This is a genomic window from Frondihabitans sucicola (assembly GCF_030296615.1).
GTDB lineage: Bacteria > Actinomycetota > Actinomycetes > Actinomycetales > Microbacteriaceae > Frondihabitans > Frondihabitans sucicola.
Map to the genome: position 1 here is coordinate 2,773,247 of NZ_AP027732.1, position 20,070 is coordinate 2,793,316.

General features: G+C 67.9%; 23 protein-coding genes and 4 tRNA genes. 16 read left to right on the plus strand and 11 right to left on the minus strand.

Annotated features, from left to right (window positions below; translation table 11 throughout):
• The first annotated feature begins 52 nt into the window (after nt 1-52).
• The gene (locus QUE79_RS14305; protein ID WP_286343682.1) at nt 53-1,495 is read left to right on the plus strand and encodes a M20/M25/M40 family metallo-hydrolase; all 1,443 of its coding nucleotides are present in this window, start codon (nt 53-55) and stop codon (nt 1,493-1,495) included.
• Here the strand turns inward: QUE79_RS14305 and QUE79_RS14310 are convergent.
• From QUE79_RS14310 to QUE79_RS14330, 5 genes are all read right to left on the minus strand, one after another.
• On the minus strand, nt 1,467-1,736 hold the full coding sequence (locus QUE79_RS14310; RefSeq protein ID WP_286343683.1) for a hypothetical protein: 270 nt from the start codon (nt 1,734-1,736) through the stop codon (nt 1,467-1,469). The two genes, QUE79_RS14305 and QUE79_RS14310, sit on opposite strands and share 29 nt — an antisense overlap.
• A gap of 223 nt (nt 1,737-1,959) precedes the next feature.
• Entirely contained in the window at nt 1,960-2,334 is a 375-nt protein-coding gene (locus tag QUE79_RS14315; protein WP_350271708.1) for an SDR family oxidoreductase, read from the minus strand.
• Complete coding sequence (locus QUE79_RS14320) at nt 2,325-2,777, minus strand: SDR family NAD(P)-dependent oxidoreductase (protein WP_286343684.1); 453 nt, start codon at nt 2,775-2,777, stop codon at nt 2,325-2,327. Before QUE79_RS14320 ends, QUE79_RS14315 begins: the two co-directional genes overlap by 10 nt.
• A 171-nt stretch (nt 2,778-2,948) precedes the next feature.
• Complete coding sequence (locus tag QUE79_RS14325; protein WP_286343685.1) at nt 2,949-3,617, minus strand: response regulator; 669 nt, start codon at nt 3,615-3,617, stop codon at nt 2,949-2,951.
• Nucleotides 3,596-4,810: a sensor histidine kinase gene (locus QUE79_RS14330; RefSeq protein ID WP_286343686.1), complete on the minus strand. Its 1,215-nt coding sequence runs from the start codon at nt 4,808-4,810 to the stop codon at nt 3,596-3,598. The genes QUE79_RS14325 and QUE79_RS14330 overlap by 22 nt, the downstream gene beginning before the upstream one ends.
• Before the next feature lie 150 nt (nt 4,811-4,960).
• Between QUE79_RS14330 and QUE79_RS14335 the strand changes: the two genes are divergently transcribed.
• From QUE79_RS14335 to QUE79_RS14350, 4 genes are all read left to right on the plus strand, one after another.
• A complete protein-coding gene (locus QUE79_RS14335; RefSeq protein WP_286343687.1) occupies nt 4,961-6,496 on the plus strand; it encodes a glycosyltransferase family 39 protein in 1,536 nt (511 codons plus the stop codon).
• 108 nt (nt 6,497-6,604) lie between these two features.
• The gene (locus QUE79_RS14340) at nt 6,605-7,228 is read left to right on the plus strand and encodes a VTT domain-containing protein (protein ID WP_286343688.1); all 624 of its coding nucleotides are present in this window, start codon (nt 6,605-6,607) and stop codon (nt 7,226-7,228) included.
• An 80-nt stretch (nt 7,229-7,308) separates the two neighbouring features.
• Entirely contained in the window at nt 7,309-8,040 is a 732-nt protein-coding gene (locus tag QUE79_RS14345; RefSeq protein WP_286343689.1) for a COG4705 family protein, read from the plus strand.
• 172 nt (nt 8,041-8,212) lie between these two features.
• Nucleotides 8,213-8,581 (plus strand): VOC family protein, encoded by a 369-nt coding sequence (locus QUE79_RS14350; RefSeq protein WP_286343690.1) that lies wholly within the window; start codon nt 8,213-8,215, stop codon nt 8,579-8,581.
• 20 nt (nt 8,582-8,601) lie between these two features.
• Here the strand turns inward: QUE79_RS14350 and QUE79_RS14355 are convergent.
• Nucleotides 8,602-8,674 (minus strand) — tRNA-Val (locus tag QUE79_RS14355).
• Nucleotides 8,675-8,861: 187 nt separating this feature from the next.
• Between QUE79_RS14355 and QUE79_RS14360 the strand changes: the two genes are divergently transcribed.
• The 4 genes from QUE79_RS14360 (at nt 8,862) to QUE79_RS14375 (ending at nt 9,420) form a co-directional block, all read left to right on the plus strand.
• A tRNA-Gly gene (locus tag QUE79_RS14360) sits at nt 8,862-8,933 on the plus strand.
• A gap of 35 nt (nt 8,934-8,968) precedes the next feature.
• Nucleotides 8,969-9,039 (plus strand) — tRNA-Cys (locus tag QUE79_RS14365).
• Nucleotides 9,040-9,082: 43 nt separating this feature from the next.
• Nucleotides 9,083-9,154 (plus strand) — tRNA-Val (locus QUE79_RS14370).
• A gap of 104 nt (nt 9,155-9,258) precedes the next feature.
• On the plus strand, nt 9,259-9,420 hold the full coding sequence (locus QUE79_RS14375; RefSeq protein WP_286343691.1) for a type II toxin-antitoxin system Phd/YefM family antitoxin: 162 nt from the start codon (nt 9,259-9,261) through the stop codon (nt 9,418-9,420).
• A 690-nt stretch (nt 9,421-10,110) separates the two neighbouring features.
• On the opposite strand, the gene QUE79_RS14380 is transcribed toward QUE79_RS14375, so the two are convergent.
• Complete coding sequence (locus QUE79_RS14380; RefSeq protein ID WP_286343692.1) at nt 10,111-11,124, minus strand: aldo/keto reductase; 1,014 nt, start codon at nt 11,122-11,124, stop codon at nt 10,111-10,113.
• Nucleotides 11,125-11,235: 111 nt separating this feature from the next.
• On the opposite strand from QUE79_RS14380, the gene QUE79_RS14385 reads away from it, so the two are divergent.
• From QUE79_RS14385 to QUE79_RS25630, 4 genes are all read left to right on the plus strand, one after another.
• Nucleotides 11,236-11,805 (plus strand): TetR/AcrR family transcriptional regulator, encoded by a 570-nt coding sequence (locus QUE79_RS14385; RefSeq protein WP_286343693.1) that lies wholly within the window; start codon nt 11,236-11,238, stop codon nt 11,803-11,805.
• 332 nt (nt 11,806-12,137) lie between these two features.
• Nucleotides 12,138-12,455: a hypothetical protein gene (locus QUE79_RS14390; RefSeq protein WP_286343694.1), complete on the plus strand. Its 318-nt coding sequence runs from the start codon at nt 12,138-12,140 to the stop codon at nt 12,453-12,455.
• 308 nt (nt 12,456-12,763) lie between these two features.
• Entirely contained in the window at nt 12,764-13,114 is a 351-nt protein-coding gene (locus QUE79_RS14395) for a hypothetical protein (RefSeq protein WP_286343695.1), read from the plus strand.
• 413 nt (nt 13,115-13,527) lie between these two features.
• Entirely contained in the window at nt 13,528-13,956 is a 429-nt protein-coding gene (locus QUE79_RS25630) for a maleylpyruvate isomerase N-terminal domain-containing protein (protein WP_350271550.1), read from the plus strand.
• A gap of 250 nt (nt 13,957-14,206) precedes the next feature.
• Here the strand turns inward: QUE79_RS25630 and QUE79_RS14405 are convergent, their stop codons facing one another.
• Nucleotides 14,207-15,409 (minus strand): MFS transporter, encoded by a 1,203-nt coding sequence (locus QUE79_RS14405; protein ID WP_286343697.1) that lies wholly within the window; start codon nt 15,407-15,409, stop codon nt 14,207-14,209.
• A 65-nt stretch (nt 15,410-15,474) separates the two neighbouring features.
• Between QUE79_RS14405 and QUE79_RS14410 the strand changes: the two genes are divergently transcribed.
• A complete protein-coding gene (locus tag QUE79_RS14410) occupies nt 15,475-16,128 on the plus strand; it encodes a GntR family transcriptional regulator (RefSeq protein WP_286343698.1) in 654 nt (217 codons plus the stop codon).
• 102 nt (nt 16,129-16,230) lie between these two features.
• Nucleotides 16,231-16,797 (plus strand): GrpB family protein, encoded by a 567-nt coding sequence (locus QUE79_RS14415; RefSeq protein WP_286343699.1) that lies wholly within the window; start codon nt 16,231-16,233, stop codon nt 16,795-16,797.
• A 310-nt stretch (nt 16,798-17,107) separates the two neighbouring features.
• On the opposite strand, the gene QUE79_RS14420 is transcribed toward QUE79_RS14415, so the two are convergent.
• Nucleotides 17,108-17,860, minus strand: coding sequence for an SDR family NAD(P)-dependent oxidoreductase (locus QUE79_RS14420; protein ID WP_286343700.1), 753 nt, complete (start codon nt 17,858-17,860; stop codon nt 17,108-17,110).
• A gap of 84 nt (nt 17,861-17,944) precedes the next feature.
• Here QUE79_RS14420 and QUE79_RS14425 point away from each other — a divergent pair, with 84 nt between their 5' ends.
• Nucleotides 17,945-18,589: a TetR/AcrR family transcriptional regulator gene (locus QUE79_RS14425; protein WP_286343701.1), complete on the plus strand. Its 645-nt coding sequence runs from the start codon at nt 17,945-17,947 to the stop codon at nt 18,587-18,589.
• A gap of 55 nt (nt 18,590-18,644) precedes the next feature.
• On the opposite strand, the gene QUE79_RS14430 is transcribed toward QUE79_RS14425, so the two are convergent.
• Both QUE79_RS14430 and QUE79_RS14435 read right to left on the minus strand, forming a co-directional pair.
• On the minus strand, nt 18,645-19,169 hold the full coding sequence (locus tag QUE79_RS14430) for a P-loop nucleotide/nucleoside kinase family protein (RefSeq protein ID WP_286343702.1): 525 nt from the start codon (nt 19,167-19,169) through the stop codon (nt 18,645-18,647).
• Complete coding sequence (locus tag QUE79_RS14435; protein ID WP_286343703.1) at nt 19,160-19,984, minus strand: nucleotidyltransferase domain-containing protein; 825 nt, start codon at nt 19,982-19,984, stop codon at nt 19,160-19,162. Before QUE79_RS14435 ends, QUE79_RS14430 begins: the two co-directional genes overlap by 10 nt.
• Nucleotides 19,985-20,070: the final 86 nt, after the last annotated feature.

Sequence of the window (20,070 nt, forward strand, 5' to 3'; positions counted from 1 at the left end):
ATCCGGACGCGTTGGAGGAGCGACGGGTGGGCCACGCCCTAGGGTCGGAGGTATGAACCTCGACGACGATGTGACCTCCGCGACGGTGGGCCTCCTCCGCGAACTGATCACGAACGCCTGCGTCAACGACGGCAGCCCCGACTCGGGCCAGGAACACCGGAGCGTCGCCACGCTCGAGCGGTTCTTCCACGGCTCGGGGCTGTCGTGGGAGATCGTCGAACCCCACCCCGGTCGCACCTCCCTCGTCGCGCGACTCGCGGGCACCGATCCCGATGCGCCGGCGCTCCTCCTGCTCGGACACACGGACGTCGTGCCGGTCGCTCCCGGCTGGCAGCACGACCCCTTCGGCGCCGAGCTGATCGATGGCGTGGTGTGGGGACGAGGCGCCCTCGACATGCTCCACCTCACCGCGTCGTACGCCGCCGTGCTGCGGAACCTCGCGGCGAGTGGCACCCGGCTCCGCGGCGACCTGGTGTTCGCCGCAGTCGCCGACGAAGAGGCGGGCGGTCGTCTGGGTGCCCGCTGGCTCGTGGAGAACCGGCCGGAGCTCGTCGCCGCAGACGCCGTCCTGAGCGAGTCGGGCGGCGTGCCCCTCAGCGTCGACGGTGCCGTGCTCGGAGTGACCGTGACCGTCGGCGAGAAGGGCATCTCGACCAGGCGGCTCGACGTCTCGGGGCATCCCGGCCACGCCTCGACGCCGTGGCGGTCCAGCAACGCGGTGATCACCGCGGCCGAAGCGGTCGGCAGGATCGCGGCGCATCCGATCGCGCCCGTCGTCGACGAGCTCTGGCCGCAGTACGTGGCCGCCCTGGGAGTCGAGCCGGGGCTCGCCGAGGCCCTGGTGGATCCCGCCACGATCGACGGCGCCCTCGATCGACTCGGACCACTCGCCGGTCTGGCCCATGCCGTGACGCACACGACCGTCTCGCCGGACGTCTTCCGCGGCGGCGACGCGATCAATGTGATCCCGGCGCGCGCCGAGGTCGAACTCGACATCCGGACCCTTCCCGGCTTCTCCCCGACGACGTCGACCAGCACGTCGCCGAGGCGCTCGGCCCGCTCGCCGACCGCATCCGGATCAGCAGGATCAGCGACAACCCGGCGGCGCGTTCGTCGCGCGACACGGTCCTGTACCGCGCGCTCGGCGAGGCGGTCGCGGCCGCGTATCCGGGCGCTTCAGCCGTCCCGGTCATCGCCCCCGGGGGTTCCGACAGCCGCTACTTCCGGGAGCGCGGGATCCCCGCGTACGGCTTCGGCCTGCTCTCGCCCGGCTGGAAGCACGCCGACTTCCGTCGCCTGCTGCACAGCACCGACGAACGGGTCGACGTCGAGTCGGTCGGTCTGCTCGTGCACGCGCTCGATCGCGTGGTGCGGAGCACACTCGGCTGACCGGTCTGCTTCGCGCACGCTCGCCCTTCTGTCTCCGGCCTCCGGGGATGCCGCGACGAGGAGGCGTTCCGGGAGACTCAGGAGCGGACGGCGCGCGGCAGGGTGAGAAGACCGTTCATGACTGTGCTGCCACCGCGCGTGGTGAGGAACGCGCCCCCGGCGTCGTGGGCGATGACCACGGGGAGGTGCTCGCCGGCGCGGTCGACGTGGTAGGCGAACGTGCCGCACTCCAAGTCGGGGATGACGTCGGCGGCTCGCTGCGGGGACCAGTCGGCCGCCTCGTTGCAGAGACGGGTGACGTAGCCGTGGGTGTTGACCTCGACGGCGGTGACGCGGCGCGATTCCATGGGGAACTCCTTTGCACGGCCCGCTTCTCACCGCGGGCAGACACTTTTCGATTCGGGCGTCGACTGTGGCGGGTGGCGCCACTGTGCTCTCTTGCCCGGGCACCGGCAACGGCTCCCGGCCGAATCATCGACTGCACTCAGCGTTCCGTGACATTCGCCGACCTCGCGCCGGGCCGCCTCGATCGAGCGTGGCTCGACACGAGACGGCACGGCTCCGGCTGGATCAGCGGGCGGTGAACCCTGCGTCGACCGGAAGGGTGACGCCGGTGACGTACCGGGCCTCGTCGCTGACGAGCCAGGCGATGGCGTTGGAGATGTCGATCGGCTGAACGATCTCGACCGGCAGCAGATTCTTCAGGGCGTCGCTCATCCCGGGGTTGTCCGCCAGGTACTTCTGCATCGCGTCGTTCATCACCATCGGCGTGTTCACACCCGTCGGGTGCACCGTGTTGACCCGGATGTTCTGCGGTGCGAGCCAGTTCGCGAACGTGCGCATGAGACCGACGACACCGTGCTTGGCCGCCGTGTAGCCGCTCGTGGCTCCCGTCCCGTCACCGCCCGCACCGCTCAGGCCCTGCGTCGAGCTGGTCAGGACGATGGCGCCCCCTGACCCTTCTCGATCATCGACGGCACGGCCGCCTTCACGGTGTTGTAGACGCCGAAGAGGTTCGTCTCGACGACGTCGCGGAACGTCTGGCCGTCGTCACCCGTCCCGCCCTGCGGTGCGATGCCGGCGTTGGCCAGGATGATGTCGATCGGTCCCAGTTCGGCGACGCCTTTGGCGGCCGCGTCGACCAGCGCGCCGTAGTCGCGTACGTCCGCCTGGATGGCGACGATGCGTCGATCGAGCGCCTCGATCTGCTTCACCGTCTCGTCCAGATCTTCCGGTGTCGACATCGGATAGGGCACCGTGTCGATCTGGCTCGCGAGGTCGACGCCGATGATGTCGGCGCCTTCCTGAGCGAGCCGGAGCGCGTGGCTCCTGCCCTGTCCGCGTGCCGCGCCGGTGATGAAGGCGACCTTGCCCTCGAGCTTTCCCATTTTTCATCCTCTCGATGGTGAGTACGTCCGCCATCGATGGGGATGAGCGGCCATTGCTCAGTTTCGGCACTCGGTGCCGATAGCCGTCAGACTAGTCGCGGCCGCCGGCAGCCGCAAGGTTCTCGCGGTCGGTCGGGAGGGGCAGGTCGAGGCGGACGGAGTCGCCGGCGCTCAGCGGATGCCGGCGTCGCGGAGGACCAGCGCCACCTGGACCCGGTTGCTCGCGTCGAGCTTGTCGAAGACACGGCCGAGGTGCGTCTTGACCGTCGCGACGCTCACCGAGAGCGTGCGCGCGATCTCGCCGTTGCTGCGGCCTCTGGCCAGTTCGACCGCCACCGCGCGCTCTCGATCCGTCAGCGTGTCGAGACGCGCGCGAGCACCCGATCGCGCTGAGGCGTCCGGGTGCGAGGTGACGACCTCGATCAGTTTCGCGGTGACCGCCGGCGAGAGCATCGGCCGCCCGCCTGCGACGAGACGGACGGCCTCGACCAGTTCGGCGGGCGGAGTGTCTTTGAGGAGGAATCCCGATGCGCCGAGCTGGAGAGCCGTGACCACGGCGTCGTCGGTGTCGAAGGTCGTCAGGACGATGACCTTCTGCGCGGGATCGCGAGCGAGGATGCGTCGGGTCGCCTCGAGACCGTCGAGACGCGGCATCCTGATGTCGACCAGGGCGACGTCGGGATCAGTCCGGGCGACGAGTGCCACTCCGTCGATGCCGTCGGACGCTTCTCCCACGACCTCGATCGAGGTGTCTCCCCCGAGCACCAGTCGGAGCCCGACCCGGACGAGCGGCTCGTCGTCGATGAGGACGACCCGGATCACACCGTCCACGGCAGCCATGCCCTCACTGTGAACCTGCCGTCGTCGATCCTGCTCGTCGAGTCGCCCCCGGCCAGGCGCACTCGCTCGGCGAGACCGACGAGACCGTGCCCCGGTTGCCACGGATCGCCGGGTTCCGTGACGGGATTCTGCACCACGATCTCGAGCCGCTCGCCCGGAGTGCCGCCGAGAACGACGGTCACGACCGCTCTGGGCGCGTGCTTGCGCGCGTTCGTCAGGGCTTCCTGGAGGATGCGGAACGCGTGACGGCTCTGGACCGGAGACAGCGTGTCGAGCGCCTGGGCGACCTCCGGTCGCACCGTGCTGTCGATCACCGCGCCGGCCTCGAGGTTCTCCGAGAAGAGTCCGTCGAGCACGGCCAGCGTCGGTTGCGGCGTCGTCGCCGAGACCAGAGTGTCGGAAGAGCCCGGGTCGCGAAGGACTCCCAGGACGTCGCGCAGCTCGGTCAGGGCGAGGTGGGCGTTGTCTCTCACGACCGCGGCCGTCTCGGCGGTCTGGTCGCGGGAGAGGTCGTCGCGGTAGGCGAGGGCCCCCGAGTGCAGTGCGACGAGCGACAGTCGGTGCGCCAGGACGTCGTGCATCTCGCGCGCGATTCGGATCCGTTCGCCCGACCGGGCCTGTTCGAGGCGAAGGGCCTGCTCTGCGACCAGACGCTCGGAACGTTCCCGCAGCGAGTCGACGAGCTCGCGTCGGCCGCCGATGTTCAAGCCCGCGAGGACGAGGATCACGAGGCCGGCTGCCGAGGCGATCGCCACCTGCCAGAGCGGGGTGTCGTCGGCAGGATCGGCCACGACCAGATCGCCGACCAGCGACGAGACCAGGATGATCAGCCCGGCGGTCGCGATCTCGCCTCGTCTCCGCCTGGTCGACAGGGAGACCACGGCGATCCCGAGCGCGCCGATCGCCATCACGGAGAACGATGCGAGGCAGCCGATGACGATGGTGATCGGCAGCGGTGCTCGGCGCCGCAGCGGGACGAGCCCGATCGCGACGATGCCGAGCAGCAGATCGAGAGCGACGAAGCCGCCCAGGTGATCGGTGGCGGTTCCGGCCTGCTCGAGAGCCGTGAGTTCGTATCCTCTGACCACGGCGAAGGCGATCACCCCTGCGGCGAGGGCGACCGCGACGCGGCGCGTGGAGAGCCAGAAACTCGCCCCCGGGCGTCGGAAACTCGTGGCGACTGCGCTTGTCATGGTCGCGATTCTAGGCAGCGGCCCGACTCGCGGGATCGACCGAAAGGACGAGGAGCGCGAGGAGCGCGCTCGCGCTAGGCATTCTTAGAGGTTTCTTCGCGCCCGGCCGGTGAACTCCTCTCGTGGGTCACGTCCACGCGAGGAGATGCGATGAGTGTTGACGACCTGACTGCCACCGGCAGGACACCCGGGGTCGCCCGCGCGGTCGCCGGCGTCGACGGCGGCGCGCGCCGCACGGCCTGGCTGATCGGTGCGGCCGCGATGGTCCTCGCGCTCCTGGGATCCTGGATCCCGTCGCTCTGGGGCGACGAAGCGGCCAGCGTCCTGTCGGCGCAGCGTTCTCTCCCCTCGCTGTTCCGGATGCTCGGCCACGTCGACGCCGTGCACGGCACCTACTACCTCGGGCTGCACTTCTGGGTGGACGTCTTCGGCACCAGCCCATTCGCCGTCCGCTTCCCGTCGGCGATCGCCGTGGGTCTCGGAGCCGTCGCCGTGGTGCGCCTGGCCGAGCGGCTCGCCGGGCCCCGCACGGCCCTCTTCGCAGGCATCGTGTACTGCTTGCTCCCCCGTGTCACGTACATGGGCGAGGAGACCCGCGCGTACGCGTTCGACGCCGCGATCGCGTCCTGGCTCCTGGTGCTCCTGATCGACCTCGTCGGAGGACGCGGCAGCAGGATCCGCTGGATCGCCTACGGTGCGCTGCTCACGCTCGGGATCTACACCTTCCTCTACCTCGGGCTCTTCGTGGTCGTCCACGCCATCGTCCTGCTCTCGGCTCGTGCGTCCCGTTCCACCTGGCGGCGCTGGGCCGCAAGCACGGGCGCCGCCCTGATCGTCGCCACGCCCGTCCTGGTGCTCTCCGTCCTCGAGCGCTCGCAGGTCGCCTTCCTCGCCACGAGGAACACGACCGGCTTCGAGGCGCTGACCGTCGGTCTGTGGTTCACCTCCTGGTGGATCGCCCTTCCCGCCTGGGCTCTGATCGCGGTCGCTGCGGCGGCCTGGATCCGGAAGGGCCTCCGAACCCCGAGGGCATCCGGGCCGTCTCTCGAACTGACCGTGTTCGCCTGGCTGTTCGTGCCCGGCGTCCTGCTGCTCCTCTCGACGGCGATCGTCGCCGACTTCTCGGGCCGCTATCTCTCGATGTCGGCCCCGGCCGCCGCGCTCGCCCTGGGAATCGGCATCGACCGCCTGGCACGGCGTCGAGTCGGCTTCGGTGTCGCCGCTCTCGCCCTCGTCCTCGCCCTCTGCCTGCCCACGTATCTGGCGCAGCGCACGCCCTACGCGAAGAACCAGAGCGACTGGGCCGAGATCAGCGCGACCGTCGGAGCCCACGCCCGAGCCGGGCAGGCGGTCGTCTTCGACGACTCCACCCGCCCGTCGCGCCGGCCTCGCCTGGCCTACCGGACCTACCCAGACGGATTCCGCGGACTCGCCGACGTCACGCTGAAGGTCCCGTTCGACCGGGCACCGACGTGGCACGACGAAACCCTCACCGTGCCGCAGGCCGTCGCGGCCGGTCGCTTCGCCGGCCACTCGACCGTGTGGCTCATCGAGCTCGCGACCCCGGGGCACGTCGACACCTACGGGCGTTCGTCACTGGAAGCCGACGGTTACTCGGTCGTGACGTCGTATCGAACGCACCGAGCCGTCATCGTCGAGCTCATCCACGGCCGCTCGTCGTCATAGGGACCTCGCCGTTCACTCCGCCCCATCCACCCCGCCGGAGAGCGTCCCGATCGCTCCGCCCCGCACCGTCCGCACGTCCGTGACCCTCTCGATCCTGGAGCACCCGACATGATCTTCGACCCGCACTCCTTCCTCACGGGCCTCGGCCCGTCCGTCCTCATCGGTCTCGGCGTGATGGTCTTCGTCGAATCGGGGCTGCTGTTCCCGTTCCTTCCGGGCGACTCGCTGCTCTTCACCGCCGGGCTGCTGGCTTCGAGCGGGGTGATCCACGTGCCCGTCTGGCTCGTCATCGTGGTCGCCTTCGTCGCGGCTGCACTCGGTGACCAGGTCGGCTACTGGCTCGGTCACCGCTTCGGACGACGGCTGTTCACGCCCGACGCCCGGATCCTGAAGAGCCGCTACCTCGACCAGGCCCAGGGCTTCTTCGCGAAGTACGGCGGGGCGGCGCTCGTGCTGGGGCGTTTCGTGCCCGTGGTCCGCACCTACGTGCCTCTGGCGGCCGGCGCGAGTCTCTCCGGCTACCGCACGTTCCTCCTCTGGAATCTGTCGGGCGCGGCCCTGTGGACAGTTGTCGTCAGTGTCCTCGGGATCGTCCTCGGCCGGATCCCGTTCGTCCGCACGCACATCGACCTCCTGGCGGTCCTCGTGGTGATCGTCTCGGTGCTGCCGATCGTGATCACCGGGCTCGTGCGCTATCGCAGGAGCCGGCACACCGCGGACGTGACGCGATGACGCCGAGCCTGTCGCAGGTCCCTCCGTCGACACGGGAGCACCGACCGAAAAGCAGGGTCACGCTCAGCAAGGTTCCCGAGGTGACGGCTCTGTTCTGGGTGGTGAAGCTCCTCACGACGGGTGCCGGCGAGACGAGCTCCGACTTCCTCGTCAGTCGTCTGAACCCGATCGTCGGCGTGGGCATCGGCTTCGTCCTCTTCGCGGTGGCGATGACCCTGCAGTATCGCGTCACGCGCTACGTTCCGGTGGTCTACTGGTTCGCCGTGGTGATGGTGAGCGTCTTCGGAACGATGTGCGCCGACGTCCTCCACGTCGGGCTCGGGGTGCCGTACCTGATGTCGGCTCCCGCGTTCGCCGTGATCCTGGCGGTCGTCTTCGCCCTCTGGCGCCGCTCGGAGGGCACGCTGTCGATCCACAGCATCACCACTCGCCGCCGCGAGACCTTCTACTGGCTGAGCGTCCTGGCGACGTTCGCGCTGGGAACGGCGACCGGTGATCTCACGGCCACGACCTTCCACCTCGGGTACCTGGCGTCCGGACTCGTGTTCGTCGTCGTCATCCTGGTGCCTGCCGTCGGTCATGCCGCGAAGCTCTTCGGGCCGGTGCTGGCCTTCTGGTTCGCCTATGTCGTCACCCGCCCGATCGGGGCGTCGTTCGCCGACTGGATGGGCGTCTCGCACGCTCGCAGCGGCCTCGGCTGGGGCACGGGGCCGGTCAGCCTCGTTCTCCTCGTCGTGATCGCCGCGCTGGTCGGCGTGCTGTCGATCCGCTCGCGCGGGGGCGCAGGATCACGAGTGCCCCGTCGCGGCTAGGGTGTGTCTCCCCAATTGGCCGGAGGTCGTGTGTGGTCTGGTCTCGTGAGCTGCAAGGCGGGTGACGCAGGAGGCCGCCCGCGGCCTTCAAGGAACCCGCCGCCGCAGATCGCGCGATCCAGGGCACACACGACCCGCGGAGAATTGAGAGACACGGCCTAGGGTGACTGCCATGCAGATGCGACTGGAACTCGTGCCGCTTCCGACGAGCGACGTCGACAGGAGCAAGGCCTTCTACGTCGACCAGGTCGGCTTCGTGCTCGATCACGACGTCGAGCCCGGCAACGGACTCCGAGTCGTGCAGCTCACTCCGCCGGGGTCGTCCTGCTCGATCGTCGTCGGGACCGGCATGGGCGACCCGTCCGCGCCTCGAGTCCACGGGCTTCACCTCGTGGTCGACGACATCGCCGCCGCTCGCGGTGAACTGGCCGGGCGCGGTGTGGACGTCTCGGAGGTGAGCGACGTCGGCGGTGGGATTCGTTACGCCTACTTCGCCGACCCGGACGGCAACTCGTGGGCGCTGCAGCAGCTCTCGCGGTGAGCGCGTGGTCGGTGAGGGAGTGGGCGATACCGGACTCGAACCGATGACCTCTTCCGTGTGAAGGAAGCGCGCTACCAACTGCGCCAATCGCCCGTGGGACTCGGTAATCCTACTGGACGAATCGCGCGGGAATCGAATCGACACCGGACGCAAGACACGACCTTGGCTCAGTTTGTACTCTTCCCGAGACTCGGATAGAGTTCCTGAGGTCGCAGAGATGCGAGAGAAACACGGCAACACAGTAACAAAGCAGCACGGCAACAAAGCAACAAGACATCATGCGGATGTGGCGCAGTGGTAGCGCATCACCTTGCCAAGGTGAGGGTCGCGAGTTCGAATCTCGTCATCCGCTCGAGTGAAAGCTCACCAGGGGGCTCTGCTCCTCAGGGTGGGGTGGCCGAGAGGCGAGGCACCGGCCTGCAAAGCCGTTTACGCGGGTTCAAATCCCGTCCCCACCTCACGCCAGAGGTTTACACTTGGTGTGTTCTAATTCAACAGCTTGAGCGATTGGCGCAGCGGTAGCGCGCTTCCCTGACACGGAAGAGGTCGCTGGTTCGATCCCAGTATCGCTCACAGAGAAAAACCCCGGATTTCCGGGGTTTTTTGCTTTTAGAGCGGCGATTCACCGAGTACACGTGCTTCGTAGGGGTCACCGTGGGTGCGCTGGAACCGTGTACATGAGGGTTCTCTCGCTCGCCGACGCCAGGTCGGCCCCGTCCATGCACAGCGAGTCCGCGACCGCGACCCACCAGCGATTCGAGATCACGAGCAACGATGCCCGCGTCGCTGTGCTGATGAGTGCCGAGGCTACGGCGCGCTTCTCGAGCCCGTCGACGTAAAGTTCCGGCCTCATTCGCGGCCGTGCGAGCGGAGGTGTGTCTCGTCCTTCGTGTCTGTGCGCGGGTGCTTGCTGCCGAGATAATAGCGAGCATGCCAGCGATCGATGCCGCCCAGCCCGCGCCTACAGATGCCCCTCACCTCTTTCTGACACCGGGCCAGACTGCGACGATTCCGGTTCACATCGGTTTCGACAGCCAGCCTTGGCCGTGGCACGCCACGGACCTCATGCTCTCCACTGTCGGCCAAATCATCCCGGTCCTGCTCATTGCTGTCAGTGGCCTGGCGTTCTTCGCGCGGCGGCGGAATCCTTCGACGACAGCTTGGTTCTGGATCATCACCCTCGTGACTCTCGCGTTGATAGCCGCGGAGGCTGTCGTCCTCTACCAAATGGGCCTCATCGAGGACGACCGCGCCTCCATGGCGTCGATATTCATTGCAGTCTTCGCTGTTCCGACGGTGGTCTCCGTGGGACTCCTTCGCGCTGCGCTCTGGCCGAAGAAACGCGACAAGCACAAGGGGGCGCCCCGATTGGCAGTCGACCTGACTCAACGGCTAGGGGCGCTGTCCGACCGGCGCCTGTCGGAAGCCGCCGCGCCCGACAGGTCCTCGCCGCGAGGCGTCAGCGAGACGTCACGGACGCCTAGCTGCCGTGGACTCGAGCGCTCGACGCATGAACCTACGGCAGGGCGTCAGGCAGCGCTGCGCCCCGTGACGGAACGGCGGCGGAGGCCGACCTGTGCGACGGAGGCAGGAACGTAGGCCTGGTCGAGCGTGCCGATGTCGGTGCCGGGGGCGACGATCTCGTCGATCCTGTCCAGGACGTCGTCGGAGAGGACGGTGTCGACGCCCGTGAGGAGGTCGTCGAGCTGCGCCTCGGTGCGGGCACCGAGAAGGGCGCTCGTGACGGCAGGATGTGAGATGGCGAAGGCCATCGCGAGGTGCGGCATCGTGATCCCCGCCTCCCCCGACAGGGTGATCAGCTCTTCGACGGCGTCGATGCGTCGCTCGTCGGTGAATGTCGTGAAGTACTTCGCTCGGTTGAGGTCGGTCGCCTGACCGCGACGGACCCGACCCGTGAGCATGCCCTGTCCCAGAGGGCCCCACACGAGGATCCCCATCCCGAACCGTTCGGCGACCGGGAAGATCTCGCGCTCGACGCTGCGATTCAGGATCGAGTACGGGGGCTGCTCGGTGCGGAGGCGTTCGAGACCGCGGCGCTCGGAGACCCACTGGGCGTTCACGATGTCGGACGCCGGGAGCATCGAGGTGCCGAAGGCGCGGATCTTTCCGGCGTGCACCAGGTCGCTGAGGGCGGACAGGGTCTCTTCGATGTCGGTCTCGGGGTCGGGCCGCTGCAGTTGGTAGACGTCGATGTGATCCGTCTGCAGGCGACGAAGGGAGTTGTCGATCGCCGTCGTGATCCACCGTCGGGAGGCTCCGCGGTGGTGCTCGTCGGCGCCGAGACCGAACTTCGTCGTGAGCACCACGTCCTCGCGACGCCCCTTGAGGGCGCGGCCGACGACCTCCTCCGAGTCGCCGTACGAATCGGAGGTGTCGATGAGATTGACGCCGGCGTCGAGGGCCTTGTGGATGATGCGTGTCGAGTCGCCTTCGCCGTTGCCCATCTGCGTGGCGAAATTGAGCGCGCCGAGCGCATAGGGGCTGACCTTGATACCGGTGTGGCCGAGGGTGCGGTACGGCATGGTGTGTCTCCAGACCTTGTGATGTCGACTCCGCGACGTCTATCCTGATCAAACGGAATCCCTTTCCAGAAATATACGGAAAGGTGTTCCGGAAAACAAGAGTGGAGACACATGACGACCACCGGGCCGAGCCGGAGACAGCGGTCCGACGCGCAGCAGAACGCGATCGCTGTCGTGAAGGCTGCGAAGGAGGTCTTCGCTCGCGGCGGGGTCGACGCACCAGCGAAGGAGATCACCGATCTCGCGGGCGTGGGCGTCGGCACGATGTACCGACACTTTCCCCGCCGATCGGATCTCGTCGCAGCCGTCATGGCGAACGAGATCGACGCGTGCGCCGATGCGGCTCAGGCTCTGGCCACCGCCGCCAAGCCCGGCGAGGCGCTCACACAGTGGGCGGAACTGTACTTCGATCTCGTGGCCACCAAGCGAGGCTTGGCTGCAGCCCTCACCTCGGACGACCCCGGACTCCAGGAGATCGGGCCCTCCGTGCGCGACCGGCTCGAGCCGGCGCTCCAATCCCTCCTCGACGCGGCGCGACGCACGGGTGCCATCCACTCAGAGCTCGAAGCCAAGGGCGTCATCACCGCTCTCGCGCTTCTGTGCCACCCGGTCCCCGACGAAGGAGTCGATTTCAACCGACGACTCATCGCTGTGTTCCTGAATGGACTTCTCGTTCCGTGATCGCGCGAGTATCGACAAACCCGAGTTCTACTACCGAGCTCTTCACCTGGCCGCTCGGATGGCCGACAGGCGACCGCTTGCCGAGCTGATCAGGCAGGCAGGTATCCGGCCGCCTCCAGGACGATACTCGGACCCGTGTAACGTCACGACCTGGGCGCCCGGCGCCCGGCATCCGGCGCCGGCGCCCGGCGCCTGACGCCTGACGCCTGACGCCTGACGCCAGACGCCTGACGAGTGGTGCCTGACGCCGCCGGCTCTGCCGTGAGGAACGAAGCGATGGCTGTAGCCCGGTTGGCGCGAACCCGCTACTCTCTCGGAAAAAGGGGGATCCCGTGGACCAGATCCAAGAGTTCGAAAAGCAAGGAGCGCGGCCGCGAGAGGCTCGGTCCGGCGACGGCAAGGCTGCGGCTCCCGACCTCCGCGCCCTGACGTGGCTCGGCGTCGCGTTCCTGATCGCTGCCGTTTTCGTTCTCACCATCCCGTTCCAGAAGCCGCACGATACGGATGCCGGTTACCAAGCTCTCGGTCACCTGTCTTCGACGGCGATCCTCGCTGCCCTGATCCTCGGTTGTACGGGCGTGATCGTCGTTGCGACCCGTGTCGCAGCCGGTGCTGTCGTTCGCTCCCTGAGGCGATCCGAGTCGAACTGATCGCTCCCTCCTCCGCGCTCCCTGGATCACGCACCCCGGATCCGAACGTGTGTGGGCGAGCTTCGAGGCAGGTGGTAGGCGGCCGACCGTTCGCGGGAAGCGGTGCATCGACGGACGCGTCGTAGCTCGGGGCGTCCCTGCCTTGTAGAGCCTCACATCTTTCGGCCAGGCGTGTGACTGATCGACCAGGTGATCGCGCTCACGGCGATCCAGAGAACGAGGAAGAATCCCCCGATGCTCAGCGCGAAGCTGCCGATGACGATGAGAACGGGCGCGGGAAAGGATCGTGCGCGAGTAGAGTCCCGGCCATGAGCTCTCTCGGATCGGAGAAGAAGGGTCTCGGCCTCGATGTCACCGGGCCCGACGAGCCGAGCTATCTGCCGGGCCCTGTCGTCGCGCGTCCTCGGCACTGGTGGCTGACCGGACGCAGCCTCGCGTCGTCCATCCTGTTCTGCGCGCTCTGGACCGGCTACGCGGTGCTGCGGTTCGTGGAGATCATGTCGAAGTCGCACGTCTCCGGAACGGACTGGCTTCTGTTCGCGCTCCCGACGTTTCTGGCACTGGGGGCTGTGCCGTCCGTCGTCTTCTTCGCTCGGTCGGCGCATCGCCGACCGACGCCGGCGCCGGGCGAGCCGCGGTCGATGTCCGATAAAAACTGACGCCGGGGTTGTCGTGATCGATCGCCGGAGTTCTTAGCCCAGGCGCGACCAGGGCGACAGGGCTTCCCAGGACATCGGATCGAAGGCGAAATAACTGCCCGACCCGGGCTGATCCAGCGCCCTCCTGATCGGAACTCCGGTCACGCTTGCGAGCAGTAAGGCGCCCACCCCACCGTGTGCGACGAACGCGACGCGCGTGTCGTTGCGTTCGTGGAGGGTCCGTCGGACGGCCGTTTCGATCCGCCGCGGTCCGGCGGGAGGTAGCCGGTCGCACTTCGATCCATCTCTCCCAAGGCAGGGACTGGTGCGACTCCTAGGATCAGGGCCGTGGACTACAACGAACTCGTCGACACCATCGAAGTCATGGCCGATGGTTTCACCGCCGCCGTTTCACTGGCCCCCGTGAGACTCCGGTGCCCACCTGTCCAGGGTGGACGATCACCGACCTCACCCGGCATCTCGGACAGGTTCACCGTTGGGCCCACGCTCAACTCACCGGGACGCCCGACGACGGCACGTCGCCGGGTGACGAGGAGCTTCTCGTCACCTGGTTCGACGAGGGTGCATCTCGACTCCTGGAGGCTCTTCGACAGCGAGACGCCACCGATCCCTGCGCGACCATCTATCCCCGCTGTCGCGGCGACCTGGGCGCGGCGACAAGCGTTGGAGACCGTTCTTCATCTCTGGGACGTGAGGAACGCCATCGGGGCGCCGGTCAGGATCCCGGCCCCACTGGCCGCCCTCGGCGTCCGCGAAGTCCTGAACGACCTCTATCCCCGGCAGGTCAGGCTCGGGAGGATGGCTCCCCTCCGCTGCAGTCTCGAGATAGGCCTGCTCGATGATCACGGCGGCAGGGAAGAAACTCTGCTGTTGGGACCCGCGCAGGCACGCGGAGACTCCGCAGCAGCCATCGAGCTGCCAGCGATGGAGGCACTTCTCCTCCTGTGGAAACGTCGCACGATCGACGACGTGGCCACGAGGCGCTCCGGGTCCGAGCGGGCACTGCAGAACGTGCTGTCGTCTGCCCTGGTGCCGTGATCCCGGCACGCACACGCGTCGCGCGTTCACGAGCCCGACGATCGAGTCGACCGGTCAGGCCGTCTTCGGCTGGCGCGCGACGATCCGCCTGGTGGTCAGCGAGACTCCCGCGCAGGTCAGGCAGACGACGGCGACGGCGACGAGCACGACGGTAGAGCCGAAGATCGGCACGAGCGCCGCGAGGATCATCGGCAGGAAGAAGCCCGAGTAGCTGATCGCGTAGAAGACGGCGGTCACTCCGGCGAGATCGTTCGCGTCGGCCATGGATTGGATGGCCGTGAGACCCGCGACCATGCAGATGCCGTAGCCGGCGCCGAAGACGGGCGCGGCGATGAGCACGGCCACGACGTTCGACTCCAGTGCGGCGGGGATGAGGAGCAGGGCGCCGAGCGCGGCGAAGATCACCCCGACCGTGGCCGACCGGCCACGCAGCAGACGATCGATCGGCGTGAACAAGAGCTGGACGGTCGTCCCGACGCCGAGGGTGATGACGGTCGCGAGGGTGGCGAAGGCCACCTCCAGGGAGCCGGTCCGGTGGGTGACGAGGCTGGGGCCGACCGCGAAGGCGAGCGCGCTGGCGCCGAAGATCCACGGGGCGACGGGAAGCACGCCCCGGAAGAAGCGTGAGCGCAGAGCGATCGGGATCCTGATGTCACCCCTCAGCGAGGTGATGGCCGGATCGGGCTCTCGGGTCTCGACCGCGGACAGCAAAGCCACGAAAGCAACGACGCAGGCCAGGATCTGCACGAGGTACGGCGACACTGTCGGGGCCGGACCCCACTGCGCGAGCACCCCGGCGACGCCGGCTCCGCCGCCGAAGCCGAGCGAGAGGGCGATGGAGGATCGCTTGGCGCCGGCTCCCCCGTCGCCGGAGGCCGTCGACAGCTCTTTGATCCAGCTGCTCCCGACGACCATTGCGACGGCGACGCTGACGCCGCTGAGGAACCGGCCGACGCACATGCCGGCGATGCTGTCGCTGAACAACGCGAGCACGATGCTGGCGGCGATACCGATCGGGAGACCGGCCAGCAGGATGCGCTTGCGGCCGAATCGGTCGGACCAGGCGCCGGCCACGAGGAAACCGGGCACGATTCCGATGACGTAGATGGCCAGGAACAGGTCGACCTGGAGCTGGTTATACCCGTCGATGGCCCGGTACATGAGCATGAGCGGGATGAAGTGGTTGCCTCCCCACGCTAGCGCGGTGACCGCCGGCGCCACTCGGAGCCACGCTCTCGGCGACACCGTTTTCTGCATGCCCACTCCTTCGATCGTCGAGCCGTCGTCTAGAGTACATCTTGGATCCAAGAAGGGATGGCACCGTGGAGACCACGTCGAAGACCGAGCCCGCTGTCGAGCGTGTGCACGCGCAGCTCCGCTCGTGGCTGCTCGACGGCACGCTCTCCCCCGGCGCCATGCTGAGCGAGAACGACCTGTCGTCCCGTCTTGCCGTGAGCCGGACGCCGGTGCGCGGCGCGCTCCGTCGACTGGAGGCCGAGGGCTGGCTGACCATCTACCCGAAGCGGGGCGCCCTCGTTCGACGTCTCAGCTTCGAGGAGGCTCTGGCCGTGGCCGACGCCCGCCAGGTGCTCGAGTCGGCCTACGTCGATGCCGTCTCCGACGAGGCTCGCGCCGAGCTCTGCACACGACTCGACCGGATGATCGACGAAGAGCAGGACGAAGCCCGCGACGGTGACTACGTGAAGCTGGTCAACCGCACCATCGACTTCCACCGCGCGTTCGTGGAGGTCGGCGAGAACCCCGTCCTGCTCCAGTTCTACGACCACCTCCGAGAGAGACAACTCGTCATGACCCTGCAGACTCCGGCTCGGGTCACCGGCAGGTGGGAGGAGTTCACCCGCGAGCACCGGAACCTCGTCGACCTGATGCGCACCGGCGACCGGGAGTCGTTCGTCACCGCCCTGCGCGATCACATCGTGGGAACCCACGGACCCGTCCTCGGCATTCGCTGCTGAGGAGGTGTCGCCTGGGGCGGCTCTAGGGTTCGTCACCCAGCGGGACCCGGGTCTGTAGACGGGCCAGACCGCGGAGCCCCTCGGCACTGCGAGAATCCTCCTGTGAAAGAGACTCGCAAGCCACGCCGACCAGACGTCACGACAGTCGAGATCGTAGGAGGCGCGGAGCCCCTCCAGCTCGGGTTGCACGACTACGACGAGGGATGGGCGAGCGTCTTCCTCGAGCATCGAGGGCGCATTCTCGAAGCGCTTGCCGCGGCGGACGTCGAGATCGAGCACATCGGCTCCACCGCGGTTCGCGGTCTGGCCGCGAAACCGATCGTCGACATCGTGGTCACGGTGAGCGACATCACGGCGGAGGAGGACTACCTCGACGGGCTGCTCGCGGTCGGCTACGAGCTTCGAGTTCGCGAACCCGGCCACCGTCTGGTGCGCACGCCCGCGCGCGACGTCCATGTCCACCTGTACGAGCGAGACGATCCTGCCGTCGATGACTACCTGCTCCTGCGCGATCACCTCCGCTCCGATGCGGACGACTGCGCCCTCTACGAGAGCACCAAACGGGATCTGCTCCGCAGGCGGTGGGACGACATGAACGACTACGCCGACGCCAAGACCGATGTCATCCTGTCGATCAAGGCGCGGGCGAGAGCGGCTAACCGACAGTGACGATCACGCCGCCTCTGTGGGCGGCACTTGACCCTGCCGCGGCGTCATGGTTTTTCCTCGTTCTATGAGCATGACCGTGAGTTCCTCGACCGCGCCACGCGGCGGGCATCGCACCCGCCGACGTCGATGGCACCGACTCGTTCGCGCTGGTAGCGGCGCTCGCCTGGGTCTACGACCAGCCCTCGCTCGCGCCCGCGCCGACCACCCCTTCGACGTCATCTCGAGGTCGGTCCTCCCCGGCCTGGTCTAGTCGTCCGCGATCGTCCTACGCTGTCACGGCCAGGTGGCGACGGGAGTTCGCTCCGTGTCGTCACACGGCGAGTCGCCCGCCATCGACCGGCAGGATCACGCCGTGGACATTGGATGCAGCGGCCGAAGCGAGGAAGACGATGCCGGCGGCAACCTCGGTGACCGTGCTCACGCGCCCCGCGGGCGTCGTCGCGGCAAGGGCGTCGAGGCTGTCCCCCATCACGTCGGTGCCCTCGGTGCGGGTCGGGCCGGGGCTCACCGCGTTGACGCGTACGCCGGACGGACCGAACTCGGCTGCCCACGCCTTCGTCAGCAGCTGAAGGGCGGCCTTCGACGACCCGTACAGCGACATGCCGCTCATACCGAAGGAGGCGACCATCGTCGACAGGTTGACGATCGCGCCGTGACCTCGCTCGGCCATGCCGGGGGCGAGCGCCGCGACGAGGGTGAATGGTGCCCGGACGTTCACGGCCATCACAGCGTCGAAGGTCTCCGTGTCGACCTCGGCGGTGGGGCCGAACGGAAAGACGCCCGCGTTGTTGACGAGCACGTCGACGTGGCCTCCACCGACCCGGACCGCCTCCGCTGCGAGATGAGCCACCGCATCTGCGTCGGCGAGGTCGACGGCGATGAAGTCGGCGGCGCCGCCCGAGTGACGGATGGCGTCGACTGTGGCGGCTCCTCGCTCGGTGTTCCGGCCGGTCACGACGACATGCGCTCCCCCTGCCGCCAGTTGCAGGGCGACCTCGCGGCCTATGCCGCTCGTGCCGCCGGTCACGAGTGCGGTCTGTCCTGAGAAGTCGGAGTTGGCCATGGTGTGCCTTTCGTTTGGAGTAATTGCTCCAATAGTCCCGGCCCTAAAATGGAATGTCCACTCTAAAAAAGGTAGTCTTCACGCATGCCCACCACCTCTCTCGAGGGGCTCGTCGCCGTCGGCGGTCGACCTCTCACGCCGAAAGGCCGCGCCACCCGACAGCGGATCGTCGAGACGGCGTCGCGCCTGATGCTCGAGGTCGGCGTAGAGCGGGCCACGATCGACGACATCCAGCGGGTGGCCGGCGTCAACACCTCGCAGCTGTACCACTACTTCGCCGACAAGAACGCCCTGATCCTGGCCGTGATCGATCATCAGACGCAGACGGTCATCGATCTCCATCGCGTGAGCCTCGAGCGGGTCGAGGGGTTCGACGGGCTGGTCGCGTGGCGCGACATGATCGTCGACGTGCTGCGCGCACAGCAGTGCATCGGCGGCTGTCCGATCGGCAGCCTCGCGAGCGATCTGGTCGAGACGAACCTCGACGCGCGGCGGGCGCTCCAAGCGTCGTTCTCGTCCTGGGAGGGTCTGCTCCGAGACGGATTGTCGACCATGCAAGACCGAGGCATCCTGCCCTCCGACCTCGACATCGGTCGCGCCGCCCTCGCGTTGCTCGCAGCCGTCCAGGGTGGTCTCCTGCTCAGCCAGACACGTCGCGACACCGTGGCCCTCGAAGCCGTCCTCGACAACGCGATCGACTACCTGCGGTCGCTTTCGCCCTCGAGGTGACCGGTGCGGTGTGTCGACCGGACGTCGACGCACTGCACCACGCCGCGACGTCCTGCTAGGCGACGGCGAGCTGCCGGATCGCAGAAGCGACGGCTGCGGCGCGGGCCGGGTCTCTCGTGTCGAATGCGTCGACGACGAACGGCTCCTCCCTCTCGGGTGAGTCGAAGCTAGCAGCGTGTTCGGCGAGGACCGCATCCGTCACGTCGGGCCGGTCGTTGCGCGCGCGAGTCCTGGCCACGCGATCCTGCTGGAGTCGACGGTCGATCCGCACCCACACGAGGGCGAAGGGCACGCCGACGGTGTTCGCCGCGGAGCGCCACTGGTCCCGGATGAAGCGCGGAGACCCGGTGTCGTCGATGACGACGTGCTTCCCCTGTCGGAGGAGAGCGTCGACGCGTTCGTGCGCGACTCGATCGCTGGTCGCCCACTCGTCCAGCGGGATCCCTTGCCCGCCGTCGAGACCTCGCTCCGCATTGATGGCGTCGAGGCTGACGACCTGGGCGCCGAGTTCTCGGGCCAGCAGTGTCGCGAAGGTGCTCTTCCCGGCGAACGAGAGTCCGCACATCAGCGTCAGCGCCACGACATCCCCTCCCGAGTCCCGGTCGCCACGAGCAGCTCGCGCGTGTCGGCAGCTGCCCGCTCGAGACTCCCCCGTGCCGACCCCAGACGCATGATGACGTCGTCCAGGCCCCGGAGTCCTGCCGTGTCGAGCAACCGCTTCTCATTGGTGACCCACACGCCACGATGGGCCAGGATCGCGTGCGCGGCGTGGCAGGCGGCCTCGCTCAGGAGTCCTGCGCACTGGGCCACGCGGCCGTGGCGGGCGTGGCTATCGGCGTAGTCGAGGGTGTGGCGGGAATGATCCCACCAAATGAGAGGTGCGGTTTTCTGGAGAACAGCCGGGTAGTCCCAGCACGGCAGCGCGCCCCGGAGCGTCTGATTGATTCCGAGCTCCGCGAGCAGGATGTAGCTCGGGAGTCCCGCCTGGTGGAACAGGAGCGGCTCGATGGTGAACTCGCCCCGGACGGCGGTGTCGTGGATCTCATCGACGAGTCCGAGGTCGCGATAGTGAATGTCGATCAACTGGTCGCCCACGGTCACCTTGCCGCCGCCATTGAACACCCGTCCCCACCCGCCGAGGTCGCTCAGGTGTCCGGGCCAGCCGATGCCCCTGACAGACTCCGGGTCGAATCCTGACCGGTAGTAGATGGCGATGTCCCAGTCGCTGTCCGGCCGGTTGACACCCTCCGCCCGGGATCCGCCGAGCGCAACGGCTTCGACGCCGGGTAAGCCAAACAGAGTATCCGCGACGACATCGACGGAAAAGGGGTCGAAAGTGTGGTCTGAAGAGGGCACTGTCATTCCTCGGTGTGCAGGATCGATCGACTCGCCCACGGGTGTGGGGAGGACTGGTATCGCTGCTACGAGATCACGGGCTCAAGGCTGCCACGGCGACCGGCGATGAGCAAGACCCTGTCGCG